This window comes from Campylobacter sp. W0066.2, from assembly GCF_024723515.1.
In the GTDB taxonomy this organism is placed as follows: domain Bacteria; phylum Campylobacterota; class Campylobacteria; order Campylobacterales; family Campylobacteraceae; genus Campylobacter_D.
This window is the reverse complement of the sequence record NZ_JANQCV010000003.1, coordinates 87,620-99,796: the sequence shown is the minus strand read 5'-3', so window position 1 is coordinate 99,796 and position 12,177 is coordinate 87,620. Positions and strand designations below refer to the sequence as shown.

18 protein-coding genes are annotated in these 12,177 nt (G+C 27.7%); 13 read left to right on the top strand and 5 right to left on the bottom strand.

The window, feature by feature from the left end; genetic code table 11:
* Positions 1-7: 7 nt before the first annotated feature.
* The 5 genes from dut (at position 8) to CAMP18498_RS02085 (ending at position 3,902) form a co-directional block, all read left to right on the top strand.
* Positions 8-700, top strand: coding sequence for a dUTPase (dut, locus tag CAMP18498_RS02105; protein ID WP_240390174.1), 693 nt, complete (start codon positions 8-10; stop codon positions 698-700).
* Positions 697-1,407: an EI24 domain-containing protein gene (locus CAMP18498_RS02100; protein WP_337197178.1), complete on the top strand. Its 711-nt coding sequence runs from the start codon at positions 697-699 to the stop codon at positions 1,405-1,407. Before dut ends, CAMP18498_RS02100 begins: the two co-directional genes overlap by 4 nt.
* Positions 1,400-1,807 (top strand): pyridoxamine 5'-phosphate oxidase family protein, encoded by a 408-nt coding sequence (locus tag CAMP18498_RS02095; protein WP_337197176.1) that lies wholly within the window; start codon positions 1,400-1,402, stop codon positions 1,805-1,807. Before CAMP18498_RS02100 ends, CAMP18498_RS02095 begins: the two co-directional genes overlap by 8 nt.
* A gap of 271 nt (positions 1,808-2,078) precedes the next feature.
* A complete protein-coding gene (locus CAMP18498_RS02090) occupies positions 2,079-2,537 on the top strand; it encodes a cache domain-containing protein (RefSeq protein WP_337197174.1) in 459 nt (152 codons plus the stop codon).
* Positions 2,538-2,822: 285 nt separating this feature from the next.
* The gene (locus tag CAMP18498_RS02085) at positions 2,823-3,902 is read left to right on the top strand and encodes a methyl-accepting chemotaxis protein (RefSeq protein ID WP_337197173.1); all 1,080 of its coding nucleotides are present in this window, start codon (positions 2,823-2,825) and stop codon (positions 3,900-3,902) included.
* 66 nt (positions 3,903-3,968) lie between these two features.
* Here the strand turns inward: CAMP18498_RS02085 and fldA are convergent, their stop codons facing one another.
* The 5 genes from fldA to CAMP18498_RS02060 form a co-directional block, all read right to left on the bottom strand.
* Positions 3,969-4,460 carry a flavodoxin FldA gene (gene fldA / locus CAMP18498_RS02080; protein WP_337197171.1) on the bottom strand — a complete coding sequence of 164 codons (492 nt, stop codon included), beginning with the start codon at positions 4,458-4,460 and terminating at the stop codon, positions 3,969-3,971.
* On the bottom strand, positions 4,461-5,153 hold the full coding sequence (locus CAMP18498_RS02075) for a hypothetical protein (RefSeq protein WP_337197170.1): 693 nt from the start codon (positions 5,151-5,153) through the stop codon (positions 4,461-4,463).
* A 3-nt stretch (positions 5,154-5,156) separates the two neighbouring features.
* Positions 5,157-5,474: a DUF2325 domain-containing protein gene (locus CAMP18498_RS02070; protein ID WP_337197169.1), complete on the bottom strand. Its 318-nt coding sequence runs from the start codon at positions 5,472-5,474 to the stop codon at positions 5,157-5,159.
* 87 nt (positions 5,475-5,561) lie between these two features.
* Positions 5,562-6,695 (bottom strand): tRNA pseudouridine(13) synthase TruD, encoded by a 1,134-nt coding sequence (truD, locus tag CAMP18498_RS02065; protein ID WP_337197215.1) that lies wholly within the window; start codon positions 6,693-6,695, stop codon positions 5,562-5,564.
* A complete protein-coding gene (locus tag CAMP18498_RS02060; RefSeq protein WP_337197167.1) occupies positions 6,664-7,485 on the bottom strand; it encodes a thiamine-phosphate kinase in 822 nt (273 codons plus the stop codon). Before CAMP18498_RS02060 ends, truD begins: the two co-directional genes overlap by 32 nt.
* Positions 7,486-7,582: 97 nt before the next feature.
* Between CAMP18498_RS02060 and CAMP18498_RS02055 the strand changes: the two genes are divergently transcribed.
* The 8 genes from CAMP18498_RS02055 to flgN are packed head-to-tail and all read left to right on the top strand — an operon-like array spanning position 7,583 to position 12,168.
* On the top strand, positions 7,583-8,221 hold the full coding sequence (locus tag CAMP18498_RS02055) for a DUF5644 domain-containing protein (protein WP_337197166.1): 639 nt from the start codon (positions 7,583-7,585) through the stop codon (positions 8,219-8,221).
* A gap of 10 nt (positions 8,222-8,231) precedes the next feature.
* Entirely contained in the window at positions 8,232-8,936 is a 705-nt protein-coding gene (locus tag CAMP18498_RS02050; RefSeq protein WP_337197164.1) for an HdrB C-terminal domain-containing protein, read from the top strand.
* Positions 8,920-9,315: a hypothetical protein gene (locus tag CAMP18498_RS02045; protein WP_337197162.1), complete on the top strand. Its 396-nt coding sequence runs from the start codon at positions 8,920-8,922 to the stop codon at positions 9,313-9,315. Before CAMP18498_RS02050 ends, CAMP18498_RS02045 begins: the two co-directional genes overlap by 17 nt.
* Positions 9,308-9,964: an RsmD family RNA methyltransferase gene (locus CAMP18498_RS02040; RefSeq protein WP_337197160.1), complete on the top strand. Its 657-nt coding sequence runs from the start codon at positions 9,308-9,310 to the stop codon at positions 9,962-9,964. Before CAMP18498_RS02045 ends, CAMP18498_RS02040 begins: the two co-directional genes overlap by 8 nt.
* Before the next feature lie 57 nt (positions 9,965-10,021).
* On the top strand, positions 10,022-11,068 hold the full coding sequence (locus CAMP18498_RS02035; RefSeq protein ID WP_039617681.1) for a flagellar basal body P-ring protein FlgI: 1,047 nt from the start codon (positions 10,022-10,024) through the stop codon (positions 11,066-11,068).
* Complete coding sequence (locus tag CAMP18498_RS02030) at positions 11,068-11,433, top strand: rod-binding protein (RefSeq protein ID WP_039617679.1); 366 nt, start codon at positions 11,068-11,070, stop codon at positions 11,431-11,433. Before CAMP18498_RS02035 ends, CAMP18498_RS02030 begins: the two co-directional genes overlap by 1 nt.
* A 60-nt stretch (positions 11,434-11,493) precedes the next feature.
* Positions 11,494-11,691 carry a flagellar biosynthesis anti-sigma factor FlgM gene (locus tag CAMP18498_RS02025; RefSeq protein ID WP_337197159.1) on the top strand — a complete coding sequence of 66 codons (198 nt, stop codon included), beginning with the start codon at positions 11,494-11,496 and terminating at the stop codon, positions 11,689-11,691.
* A gap of 42 nt (positions 11,692-11,733) precedes the next feature.
* On the top strand, positions 11,734-12,168 hold the full coding sequence (flgN, locus tag CAMP18498_RS02020; protein WP_337197158.1) for a flagellar export chaperone FlgN: 435 nt from the start codon (positions 11,734-11,736) through the stop codon (positions 12,166-12,168).
* Positions 12,169-12,177 lie beyond the last annotated feature (9 nt).

The following is a 12,177-nucleotide window of genomic DNA, read 5'->3' as shown; positions in this document are numbered from 1 at the left end:
AAATAAAATGGAAGTAAAAGATATTTTAAAAAGCATGCTAGAACTCCAGCAAAAATTAAATGATGACACCAATGGTATAGGTTGGGAAAATGGCTATACCAAAGAAGGTAAATTGATTAGTTTTAGAAGATGTATTTACATGGAGTGTGCTGAGCTTATTGATTCTTTTGCTTGGAAGCACTGGAAAAGCATACACACTCCTGCAAACTGGGACAATGTGCGCATTGAAATAGTGGATATATGGCATTTTATTTTAAGTTTGATTTTAGAAGAATACAAAGAAAAACAAATAGATGATAAAAATTTCATAGCAGAGGAAGTTTCTTCTGTAACTTTTTTTGATGACTTTTGCAAAGAAACTTCTAATCCAAATGAAGCAGATATCTATGGAATTTTAAATGATATTGAGCTTATTATCCATAAATGCAGTGGTTTTGATTATGATTTAGGTGAGCTTTTGAGTGCATATTTTGTTTTAGCTAGAAAATGTGGTTTAAATTTCTTTGAGCTTTATAAAACCTATATTGGAAAAAATATATTAAATCAATTCAGACAAGAAAACGGCTACAAAGAAGGCACTTATAAAAAAACTTGGAATGGAACAGAAGATAACGAAGTTTTAAATCAAATTTTAAAAGAAACATTAGATTATAAAGAAATCTATCAAAAACTTCAAGATGCTTATAAGCAAATTAAATGAATATACTATACCTAAGCTTGCAAGATTTTTTTAGCAAGCCTTTTTTAAAATTCTCAACTTTGCCTTTTTTAATCAGCCTGGTTATTTTTTCCCTGCTAGTGTATTATAGTTATGATGTATTTTTTTCTTATATTGAAGATATGGTTAGTGGCTCTTTTATGGCTTGGTTTTTTAGCTTTTCTATAGTGCAATTTTCACTTGCATTTTTAAGTGCTATAGGAGGATTTTTTATAGTAGTATTTGCCTCTGTATTTTTTACTATGTTTATAATTTCCTTTTTAACTCCTTATATAGTCAAAAAAATCAACCAAAAATACTACAACCATTCTATACAAAAAGAAGTAAATTCTTTAGAAATTTTACTTAAAACATTCAAATTTTTACTCATCTCATGCGTATTATTTGTAGTAGCCACTTTTTTGTTAATTATACCTTTTCTTAGCATTGTGATTTATTATGGAGTATTTTATTATTTATTTCACAAACTTTTATTACTAGATGTGTTAAGCAATGTCTTAGATAAAAACAATTTTGATGATTTTTATAAAAAATCATCACCATTATACTTTAAAATTATCACCTTAGTCTTTTTTGCTTTATCAAGCATACCTTTACTTGGTTTATTTTTACAAGTATTTTATATAATCTTCTTAACCCATTTAAGTTACCAAAAAATTTTAAAACTTAAAGCCAATAACAATGGATAAAAGAATTAAAAAATTTATCCATTCACAAAAACTTTTAAATTTAGGTATGCTTGATGAGGATGGTGGAGTATATTGCGCAAGCTGTTATTATGCTTTTGATGATAAAAATTTAGCTTTAATTTTTGCTAGTGAAGAACATACTAAACATATTCAACTTGCCTATAAATCCCCTAAAGTAGCAGTTAATATAGCGCTAGATACAGATATTATTAATCTTATTAAAGGAGTGCAAATCAAAGCTCTTTTTCAAAAAGCCACCAAAGAGCAAGAAAGAATATACTATAAAAAATTTCCCTTTGCAAAACTTGCACAAGCTTGTATTTTCGCTTTAAATATACAATGGGTAAAATACACTGATAATAAAATTTTACTTTCCAAAAAATTAGAATTTTCTCTTTAAAATACTTTTAAAATATATTGTATTTTTAATAAAACCTAATATTATTTATAAATTTTTAAATATTTTTTTAATAAAATCATATAATTTACCATAGTAGTAAAACTTTAAATTTTTAACTTTTCAAGGAGAAAAAATGTTCTCATCTACCAAAAAAATATTTACTAGGTAATTTTTCCAACAAAATTGCCTTTTTGGTTTGTATTTTTGTTATAGTTTTATTATGTGTTTTAGGTGTTTTAATTATATTAAATCAAAATCTAATAGCCATACTTTGTTAGTTCAATTTCAACAAAAAGTTGCTTTTGATGTAAGCAAAAGATTTGATTTATATGCAAGTGATAGACGTAATATAATTAATTCTTTAACAAAATATATCAAAGAAAATAAACATAATCTAAATTCAAAACAATACACTGGTTTGTTAAAATCCATAGGAGATTCTTTAGGTTTTGACTTAACTTATGTAGGATTTGAAGATGGTTCTATGTTTAGATCAAATGGCAACAACCAAACTCCAGAAAGTGGATATGATCCTAGAACTAGAGGATGGTATAAAGAAGCCAAAGAAAAAAAAGAGTTAATTGTCACAGAGCCTTATATATCTTCTAGCATGAAAAAACCTACTATTTCTTATGCCAATCCTATTATAGAAAATGGTGAAGTTATAGGTGTAGTTGCGGCTGATTATGATTTAAAAAAAATTCTCAGAAGAAGTTTTAGCTATAGGTAAAACACCTTATTCACATGCTGCTGTTTTAGCCCATGATGGAACCTATCTTTTTCACACCGATCCTTCTAAAATTTTAACCTCAACCAATACAAGTAAAGATATTGTTGCATATTATCTTAAAACACCAGAAGGTGCAAATAGAAGTCTTTCAAAAGATATTTTTAAAATTCAAACAAAAGAAAATGAAACCAGAGCTTTAATTTGCAATGGTGGAATTAATCCAAAATATGTTATCTGTTCTATAGCTGTTATGATTTTTACAATGATGCAGCTAAACAAACACTAATGGAACAAATTATTATTTCCTTGATTGCTATTTTTTTCACTTTGATTTTTATTAGAATGATTATTTCTTACAATCTTAAACCAATTGCAATCATTTCATCAGGATTACATAATTTCTTTAATTATTTAAATCACAAGGATTCTCACTCTCATCCTATTAAGCTTAAAACTCAAGATGAATTTGGAAAAATGGCAGAAGAAATTAATGAAAACATTGAGATTATTAAAGAAGCTCTAAACAAAGATGCAAAAGCTATTGAAGAATCTGTCAATATTGCTAAAAAAATAGAAACAGGTGAGCTTGATTTGCATATTAGTTCTCATGCTAACAACCCTCAAATTCAAGAATTAATGAAAGTGTTAAATAGTATGCTTACAACTTTACAAAGAAAAATTGGCAGTAATTTAAACGAAATTTTAGCTGTATTTGATAGCTACAAACACTTAGATTTCACAGCAACTATTAATGCACCAAAAGGCGATATTGAAAATGCCATAAATTCTCTTGGAGATGAAATAAAAAACATGCTTACACAATCATTTCACCAAGGAGAATTACTCAACCAAAAGGCCGAAGCACTCAAGCAAAGCATGCAAGAACTTACAAATGATGCTACACATCAAACCTCATCACTGCAAGAAAGCGCAAGAGCTTTAGAGCAAATGAACTCGGTTATGAGTGAAATTTCCATTAAAACACAAGATGTAGTAAAACAAAGCAATGATATCAAAAATGTAACTACAGTAATTTCAGATATTGCAGATCAAATTAACTTGCTTGCATTAAATGCTGCTATTGAAGCAGCTCGTGCAGGTGAACATGGACGTGGCTTTGCTGTTGTTGCTGATGAAGTTAGAAATCTAGCAGAAAGAACTCAAAAATCTTTAGGTGAAATAGAAGCTAATACTAATATCTTAGTTCAATCTATTAATGAAATGGGTGAAGCCATAAAAGAAGAAGCAGATGATATTAGTCAAATCAATGAATCAATAGCTACTATAGAAAAACTCACACAACAAAACTCTCAAACAGCTATGCAGACTAATGCTATTGCAAATGAAGTAGATTCTTTAGCGTAAGATATGCTAAGTGAAACTAAAAAAAGAAAATTTTAAACATAAAGATGCCTTTTAGGCATCTAATTTTTAAGAAAAAGAAGGTTTAATTTGCTCTAACCAAGCATCAATTCTACTTTCTGTTAAATCCTCATGATTATCATTATCTAATGCTAGTCCTACAAACTTATCACCTTCTACGGCTTCACTTGATTCAAAAGTATAACCACCTGTAGAAACAGCACCTACCAAATTTGCACCTGCTGCTTTTAAAGCTTGAGCAAGTTTTCCCATGGCATTGCAATATGTGTCTGAATAGCTTTCACTATCTCCCATACCAAAAACAGCAACAGTTTTACCGCTAAGATTTAAAGCTGAAAAATCAAAACCATCCCAATCATCTTGAAAATCACCACTTCCCCAAGTAGAAGTTCCACAAATTAATTTATCATAAGAATTAATTTTCTCTGCATCAATATCTGCGATATTTAATACATCTGAAATTCCTAATTTTTGAGCGATCATGTTTGCCGCACCTTCGGTATTACCCATTGAACTACCATAAATTACTGCTATTGACATTTAACATCTCCTTAAAATTTGATTATTAATAGTATAGGGAACTAATTTTAGCAAAGTTTTATTATTTTCGCATAAAAAATGTCTTATTTCTTCATGTTGAGTGAAATTTTTATTTCTTGGATACACAATATAAAATCTTTCAAAAGAATTTTCTTTTATAAATTGCAAAGCAAGCTCTATATCTTTATCACTATCTTTACAAAATAAAGGCATGACTGCCATTTTTTCATTAATGATAATGATATTTTTATAAATCTTTACTTTGGATTTGGTATTGCTTTTGCAAATTTTATCATATACAAAAGCCTCAAAAGCAACTTGTAAAGGCAAAGTAAAACTAGGTGATAAGAACACATTTTGTATTAATTTAGCTAAAGTATATTTTGGCATCTTTGCTTCAAGTTGTATTTGATTTAAATTTCCTTCTTTATAAGCTTTGATGATTTTATGAGAATATGGACAAAATTGTTTTATTTTTCTAAATCTCAAAGTCCTTTCTATGCTCATATTTTGAATTTTTAACTCAAAAATATTTCTTAAACAGTCAGCTTTTTTTGCATAGATATAAGGTATTTTTAGATCATCTTCAACTAAAGAATTATATAAATTTAAAAAAATATGATTAATACTTTTTTGTTCTAAATCTCTAAATATTTTAGGTATAAAATCCTCTTTTTCATTAAATCCAAACATACACTAAGCCTTCTTTGCGCACTCATAGGTTTGATCAAGTCCAAAAACCTTACAATATTCACAATACACGCAACTTACACTGCGTTTAGCACAAACTAAAGGTATATTACGTTTTTTTGCCTCTGTTTTGATTTTTTTCATAGTATTATGATTTAAAAAACTAGTAAGCATAACTATACATTCGGTATTTTGTGGAATGGGTTTTCTATTTACCCTATTTTCATTTCTAGCATCCCAATGCTCTATGCTTTTTACGCCTAGGTTTGTCAAAACTGCTTTTATTGGGGTTATTTCATCCGCTCCGATAACCAAAACTGACATTGAGTTTTCCTTTTTATAAAAATGATAATTGTTATTATAATTTATAAAAGATAAATTTTTACTGATATTCAATATCAATTTTTTAAATTATATATTATGAGTTTGTTCAAAGATATCTGTGTGTAAAATTTCTTCTAAAATCACTGTGGCATACGAGCCTTTTTGCAAGAAAAACTCCAAAGTAAAATGAGCTTTTTCTTCATCATAATAACTTTTGCAATCTTGCAAATAAGACCACATAAAGCGCCTTGAACCTTGCATTTTATTTTTAAACTCATATGCAAAAGAAAAAATCTCATCTTCTAATTTTTTAGCTAAACCTTTGTTTGCTTCATAAGCTTTAGAGCCTATTAAAAGACCCATTGCGCTAATATCTTTTTGATTAAATCTTTCTACTTCACTTGATAAATCTTCACATATAAAATATTTACCAAAAGGATAATGTCCTAAAACTTCACCCTTTAAAAGTTTAAAAAACTGCTTTTGATTTTTTAAACTTTTGATCTCTTCTTTTTCTAAACCATAAATTTGTTTTATTTCTTTTTCACTAAAGTCATTAATAAAATGTGATAATTCCACCCTTTTGCTCAAATATCTATTAAAAAGCTCGCTTTGAAAGGCAGAAATTAAAAATTCTTGCATTTTTTTATTTTTGATTTTTTTGCTTTTTAAAATTTCTAGTCCTTGTGAAAAATTATCTTGAAATTTGCCAAAACGCTGATATCCAAAATAATTAGCAAAACCTTGTTCTTGGATATTTTTAAAAGCTTGTTCTATTTTTAAAGCATCTACTTTTGAAACTTTTTTTAATCTTATAAAAAATGAATTTCCTTTTAAATGCCCTATTCTAAGTTTATTATCATGATAAAAACTTTCTAAAATTTTCATCTTATCATGTTTAAAATTTTTTAGACTCTCTTCAAATTTTTTAGGCATAGAAATATATTGAAAAGTTAAGCCTTGTTTATCTTTTAAACCACTATAACCAAAATCTCTCATTTTAACACCGTTTTGCTCACTTAAAATTCTCAAAGCTTCACTGGTGCTTAGATCTTTTTTTTGTATATGTAAAATTAAATGTTCACCTTTACCACTAAATTCATATAAAGGCTTTTCTCTTACTACAAAATCATTACTATTTTTTGAAAAATACACATTTATCGGGCTGTGTTTTAAAATATATAAGGGCTTAAAAATGATGTTCTCTTCCATAAAATTTATACCTTCCTGTTGTTGTTTTTGCAAAAATATTTAGTTTAATTCTATGCTTTTTTGCCATATTTTGTATAAATGCTTTATGTTTTTTATCAAAAGCAAATAAAATTTCATATTCTTCTGCACTATTTAAGCTAAATTTATCTAATTTTTTAAGGAATTTTATACTAAGTTGGTTTTGAAATAACATTCTTGATAAGTCTTTATTCAAACCATCTGAAATATCCATACTCACTCTAACTTTTTTTGCTATATCATAAAAAAATTTTTGTCTCAAACTAGGTTTTATAAAACGATGTTTAGAATGCAATTTTCCACCGCGAAATAATATATTTAAACCTTTTAAACTCTCACCTAATTTCCCACTAAAAGCAAGCAAATCTCCTTTTTTCAAACCTTTTCTAAAAATAGCCCTTTTATTTACCTTAGAAATAATAGTTATACTAATATTGATTTTATTATCCGCTATGGTATCTCCGCCTATAATTTGTACTCCAAATTCTTTTGCACTATCTAGCAAGCCTTTTTGTAAGGCTTTAACTTGTTTCATATCTAAACATTTTGGCAAAGAAAGCCCTAAAAGAGCATATTTTGGTGTAGCATTCATAGCAATTGCATCAGAAATATTAACAAGCATAGCCTTTGCTCCAATTTGTTCTAAACTCATCCAAGAGCGCTTAAAATGCACGTCTTCACAAAATAAATCTTTAGAATAACAATACCCATCGATAATTGCCCCATCGTCTCCATTGATAGAATTAGCAAAGGCGTTGATAATAAATTTTTCTTTATCCATGTGAATATTTTATACAAAAAGCTTTTAATTTTATATAATAATCAAATTTTTATAAGTTTAAAATGTATATAATGAAAAATAATACCAAGGATAAAATATGCAAATAACTTTAAGAATTTTTCGTTTTGATAAAGATAGTGATTATTTAGCTTATTATAAACCTTATGTTTATGATAGTAAAAATTTTAAAAGTGTTTATGATGTTTTAAGTCAAATTAAAAAAGATGACATATATTTTGATTTTGAAGAAAATCCAGAAAGTTGTATTAAAGTCAATCAAGTTACAATCAGACAAAGAAGAGATTTAAATAATATCATAGAAAGATTTGGCAAAGAACTTACCATAGAACCACTTGATACCAAAAGAGCAACCAAAGATTTAATCATGGATAAAAGTGATTTTTTAGAAAAGTTAGAGCTTTTTAAAGGACTTATTGATATACACGATATAGAACTTTATAAACAATATGATTTTTTATATTATACAAGTGAAGTTAAAGAATTTTTACCTGAATATCTTGGCGATAGCTTTTTTGTATTTGCTTATAAAATGCTACTTAAATACCCAGAAAAAGCACCTCAATTTTTAAAATTAGTCGCAGATGAAGAAAAAGGAATTTATTATCACACAAAATTTAAAAATTTTATTTCTTCAAATGAGCTTGATTATGAATCTTATATTAAAGAATTAAAAGTTATGCTTGTAAAATCAGGCCTTGCAAGAAGTATTTTTTAAGGAATGAGTAATGTATAAAATCTACACCAATAGCAATAATGATTTATTTTGTTATTTTGATATTATCAAAGATGCTTTAGATAAAGTTGGAGTTCAAAGCACATTATACGAAAAGTCTTTGGGTAAAAATTATTTTATTATTGATTATGATCCAAAAGATATCTTAGATGAATATTCTAGAATGATGGATGAGGATAATATTTTAGCTTGTGAATATAGCTCTTATGAAATTATGAGTAAAATTGAAAAAATCCAATATGCTCCAAAGATTTTTTTAGATCATCTTAAACAAGAACACATTAAGCATTTTTTTGAACAATTTAATATAGGTGTATATCAAGGATTTTCAGACGCAAGCTGCTCTTTAGAACTTGCCAAAGCACTTAAAGCAAATGTAATAGATTTTGAAAGAAAATACAAAAGTTGTGGCTATAGTTTTTTAAATTTAAACACCCAATTAGCATACAAATGTGCAGCTTCTGTTGTATTAGATGCTTATGATAGTGGTTGTGATTTTTTAGTAGTTGAGGATTTTTATTCTTTTTATATGTTTGACAAATGCTATAAAGAATTACAAGCTATTTCAAATAGAAATTTTGAAGATTTTTATATTTTAAGTTTTGCAGAACTTGCAAATTTAGCCCTAGGTATAGTACCATATACTTTAAAAAAACACAAATTAAAAGTGAGTTTAATCAATGAAAATCGCTCTTGAATGTAAAGATTTAATTTTAGAAAAAACTTTAGAAATTACCTTGAAAGATTTTTTAGTTTTAAAAAAAGATTGTGATTTTTTAGTCTGTGATGAAAAAATCAATACACAAAAACCACAATTCATCATCAATAAAAAATCAAATTTTTTAACCCCACCTTTTGATATGCAAGAATTGCTTAATGCCTTAAATGATTTCAATGCAAGTTTGCAAAGTATTGCTTATAAAATGGCCATGCGTGAGAAAAAAATTATGAATCAAAAATGTGAAGCCATTTTAGAGCAATTGCGTCAAGAAAGTCATGAAAAAATCGATGCGATATTTGATCTTTACAAAACAGAGTTAAAAAACCTCATCAAAGAAGAAAATAATAATGCATAAAACACAAGAATATCAAAGCGTAAAAGATTTTTTAAAAAGTTACAAAGAAGATAAAAAAACAAACTCAAAAAAACAAACTCAAAAAATTTACACCACCATAGAAAGTGGAATCTATAAAGGTAAAAAAATTTTACTTCCTAGTCTAGATACCACAAGAAGTACCAAAAGCATAGTAAAATCTTGTGTTTTTAATGTTTTGCGTTTTTCTTTACAAGATAAGGTTTTCATAGAAGCCTTTGGAGGAAGTGCTTTAATGGCATTAGAGGCAAGAAGCAATGGTTGCTTAAAAAGCTATGCCATAGAAAAAGATAAAAAAGCTTATGAAATCGCTTTAAAAAATGCATCTAGTATTGATCAAAACACCATTTGCTTCAATGATGATACCTTTAAAAAAACCCCTCAAATTATTCAAAATTCTAAAGAAGATGTTATTTTATATCTTGATCCACCCTTTGATATTAGAGAAGGTTTTTTTGATATTTATGAAAAAACTTTAAAGTTGATAGAAAATATAAAAAATTCAAATGTTAAAATCATCATCATAGAACATCACAGTACTTTTAAAACTCCAACTAAAATACAAAATTATCAAAAAACTAAAGAAAAAAAATTTGGTTCAACCACTCTAAGTTTTTACTCCTTTGCATAAATTTGGAACTTTTTTTGCTTTAATTTATGAAAATAGCATAGATTAAAGGAAGAATCGATGAGAATATTATTTTTAAGCTTAGTGCTAAGTCTAAGCGTTTTTGCAGCTACTATTAAAGAACTTACCAATGTAGTAGGTGTTAGAGATAACCAACTTATAGGATATGGTTTGGTTGTTGGTTTAAATGGAAGTGGAGATGGCACAAGTAGCGAATTTACCTTACAATCTATTTCAAATATGCTTCAAGGTATGAATGTAAAAGTTAGCCCGGGTGATATAAAATCAAAAAATACAGCAGCAGTAATGGTTACAGCAAAACTTCCTGCTTTTGCAAGAAGCGGGGATAAACTTGATGTAAGCGTGGCTTCTTTAGGTGATGCTAAATCTTTACAAGGTGGAACCTTACTTATGACAGCTCTAAAAGGAGTTGATGGAGAAATTTATGCAGTAGCTCAAGGCTCTTTAGCTATAGGTGGACTTAGCCCAAGACCAGGTGCAGCAGGAACACACTCAACCTCAGCAAATGTTATTAATGGTGCAGTAGTAGAAAGAGAAATTCCACAAAACTTTAGCCAAAGTGAAGATTTGATTTTAAGTTTAAAAGAAGCAGATTTTAAAACGGCTAATAATATAGAAAGAGTTTTAAATACTATTTTTGATACAGATATAGCAAAGGCTTTAGATTCTAGAACTATAAAACTAACAAAACCTGAAGAATTTTCTCATGTTGAATTTATGGCAAGAGTATTAGAGCAAGATATAGCTTATACTCCAGAAAGCAAAGTAATCATCGATGAAAGAACAGGAACTATAGTAGCAGGAGTAAATATAGAAGTTGAACCTATATTAATCACTCATAAAGATATTACTATAAAAATTGATCCAAACAATACTGTAGCTTTAGGACAAAATGAAATCGATATGAAAGATGGTGGTATTTTAGATCCAGTATCTAATACTTTAAAAATCACAAACAATAAAACAACAGTAGCAAATATAGCTAGAATGCTAAATAAACTTGGAGCAGCACCAAATGATATCATAGCTATTATGCAAAATCTAAAAAGAGCTGGTGCGATTAGTGCTGAATTAGAGGTGATATGATGAGAGTTGATAATTATTTAGCAAGTAAAAACTATAGCAGTGAGCTTTATGAAAGTATTACTAAACACAACAATAGCTACAAGGCTGCTAAAAACTATGCAGATAGTGCTTTTAAAAATGATTTAACTCATATACAAGCATTAAACGATGAAGATAAAGCTTTAAAAGAACAAACTGATGCTTTTGAAGCTTTTTTAATCAAAAGCGTTTTGGATATTTCTTTAAAACAAGAAAATTCTTTATTTGGAAAAGACGCAAGCGATGAAATTTATTCATCTATGTATAATGATACCATGAGTAAAGCATTAAGTGGGGGGTTAGGTTTTTCAAAATTATTATTTGATTATTTAAAAGAAAGGGGTTAAGTTATTTTTTTAAGTGTCGATATAGTTCTTAGAGTTTTTTAATAGAACTGGAGGCTTAAAATGATAAACCCTATACATCAAAGTTATGTAGCTCAAGTTGCTACTAATGATTTAAATAAAACAGAAAACAACAAGGCAAAAGAAACTCAAAAGGTAGAAGAGAGTAAGGCATCTTTGATTGCTTCACAAATAAAAAATGGCGCGTATAAAATAGACTTACAAGCCACTTCTAAAGCAATAGCAGATTCTTTATTATAATTTTTATCCTTTTTTGGGTTAGTGCCTAAGAAAGGATAAAAAATGGTTAAACAACACTTAGACGAAACAAATTCTATTTTAGAAAAACTCATCAATCTTACTTTAGAAGATATAACCCAAATTCAAGCCGCTAATCACCAACATGTTAGCAAAAGCGTAGAGGAAAAAACTAAACTTGTAAATGACTTCCAAATTGCTAAAAAAAATCTTGACAAGGCTTTAATAGAACTTAGCAATCAAGGAAACAATAAAGACTTAGATGAGCTTTTAGATGATGAAGATAAAGAAAAACTTGCACTTTTAAAGCAAAATTTAAATACCTTGCACCAAAAAAATAAAGAATATGCTAAATTAGCTCTTATTATTAAAAATTTTTATGACAATCTTTTAAACACAATGTTTGAACAAAATGGAACAAATAATGCTTATGGAGATAATAAGACAATTCCAGATTCATTATTTAAGATCAATGTTTAAAGGTTAAGT

Bases quoted from the DNA above. Each gene is read 5' to 3' on its own strand.
- CAMP18498_RS02060 (WP_337197167.1), bottom strand. From the start codon at position 7,485: ATGGATAAAGAAAAATTTATTATCAACGCCTTTGCTAATTCTATCAAT.
- CAMP18498_RS02035 (WP_039617681.1), top strand. From the start codon at position 10,022: ATGAGAATATTATTTTTAAGCTTAGTGCTAAGTCTAAGCGTTTTTGCA.
- flgN (WP_337197158.1), top strand. From the start codon at position 11,734: ATGGTTAAACAACACTTAGACGAAACAAATTCTATTTTAGAAAAACTC.
- CAMP18498_RS02100 (WP_337197178.1), top strand. From the start codon at position 697: ATGAATATACTATACCTAAGCTTGCAAGATTTTTTTAGCAAGCCTTTT.
- CAMP18498_RS02095 (WP_337197176.1), top strand. From the start codon at position 1,400: ATGGATAAAAGAATTAAAAAATTTATCCATTCACAAAAACTTTTAAAT.
- dut (WP_240390174.1), top strand. From the start codon at position 8: ATGGAAGTAAAAGATATTTTAAAAAGCATGCTAGAACTCCAGCAAAAA.
- fldA (WP_337197171.1), bottom strand. From the start codon at position 4,460: ATGTCAATAGCAGTAATTTATGGTAGTTCAATGGGTAATACCGAAGGT.
- CAMP18498_RS02085 (WP_337197173.1), top strand. From the start codon at position 2,823: ATGGAACAAATTATTATTTCCTTGATTGCTATTTTTTTCACTTTGATT.
- CAMP18498_RS02030 (WP_039617679.1), top strand. From the start codon at position 11,068: ATGAGAGTTGATAATTATTTAGCAAGTAAAAACTATAGCAGTGAGCTT.
- CAMP18498_RS02070 (WP_337197169.1), bottom strand. From the start codon at position 5,474: ATGTCAGTTTTGGTTATCGGAGCGGATGAAATAACCCCAATAAAAGCA.
- CAMP18498_RS02050 (WP_337197164.1), top strand. From the start codon at position 8,232: ATGTATAAAATCTACACCAATAGCAATAATGATTTATTTTGTTATTTT.
- CAMP18498_RS02075 (WP_337197170.1), bottom strand. From the start codon at position 5,153: ATGTTTGGATTTAATGAAAAAGAGGATTTTATACCTAAAATATTTAGA.
- CAMP18498_RS02055 (WP_337197166.1), top strand. From the start codon at position 7,583: ATGCAAATAACTTTAAGAATTTTTCGTTTTGATAAAGATAGTGATTAT.
- CAMP18498_RS02045 (WP_337197162.1), top strand. From the start codon at position 8,920: ATGAAAATCGCTCTTGAATGTAAAGATTTAATTTTAGAAAAAACTTTA.
- CAMP18498_RS02040 (WP_337197160.1), top strand. From the start codon at position 9,308: ATGCATAAAACACAAGAATATCAAAGCGTAAAAGATTTTTTAAAAAGT.
- CAMP18498_RS02025 (WP_337197159.1), top strand. From the start codon at position 11,494: ATGATAAACCCTATACATCAAAGTTATGTAGCTCAAGTTGCTACTAAT.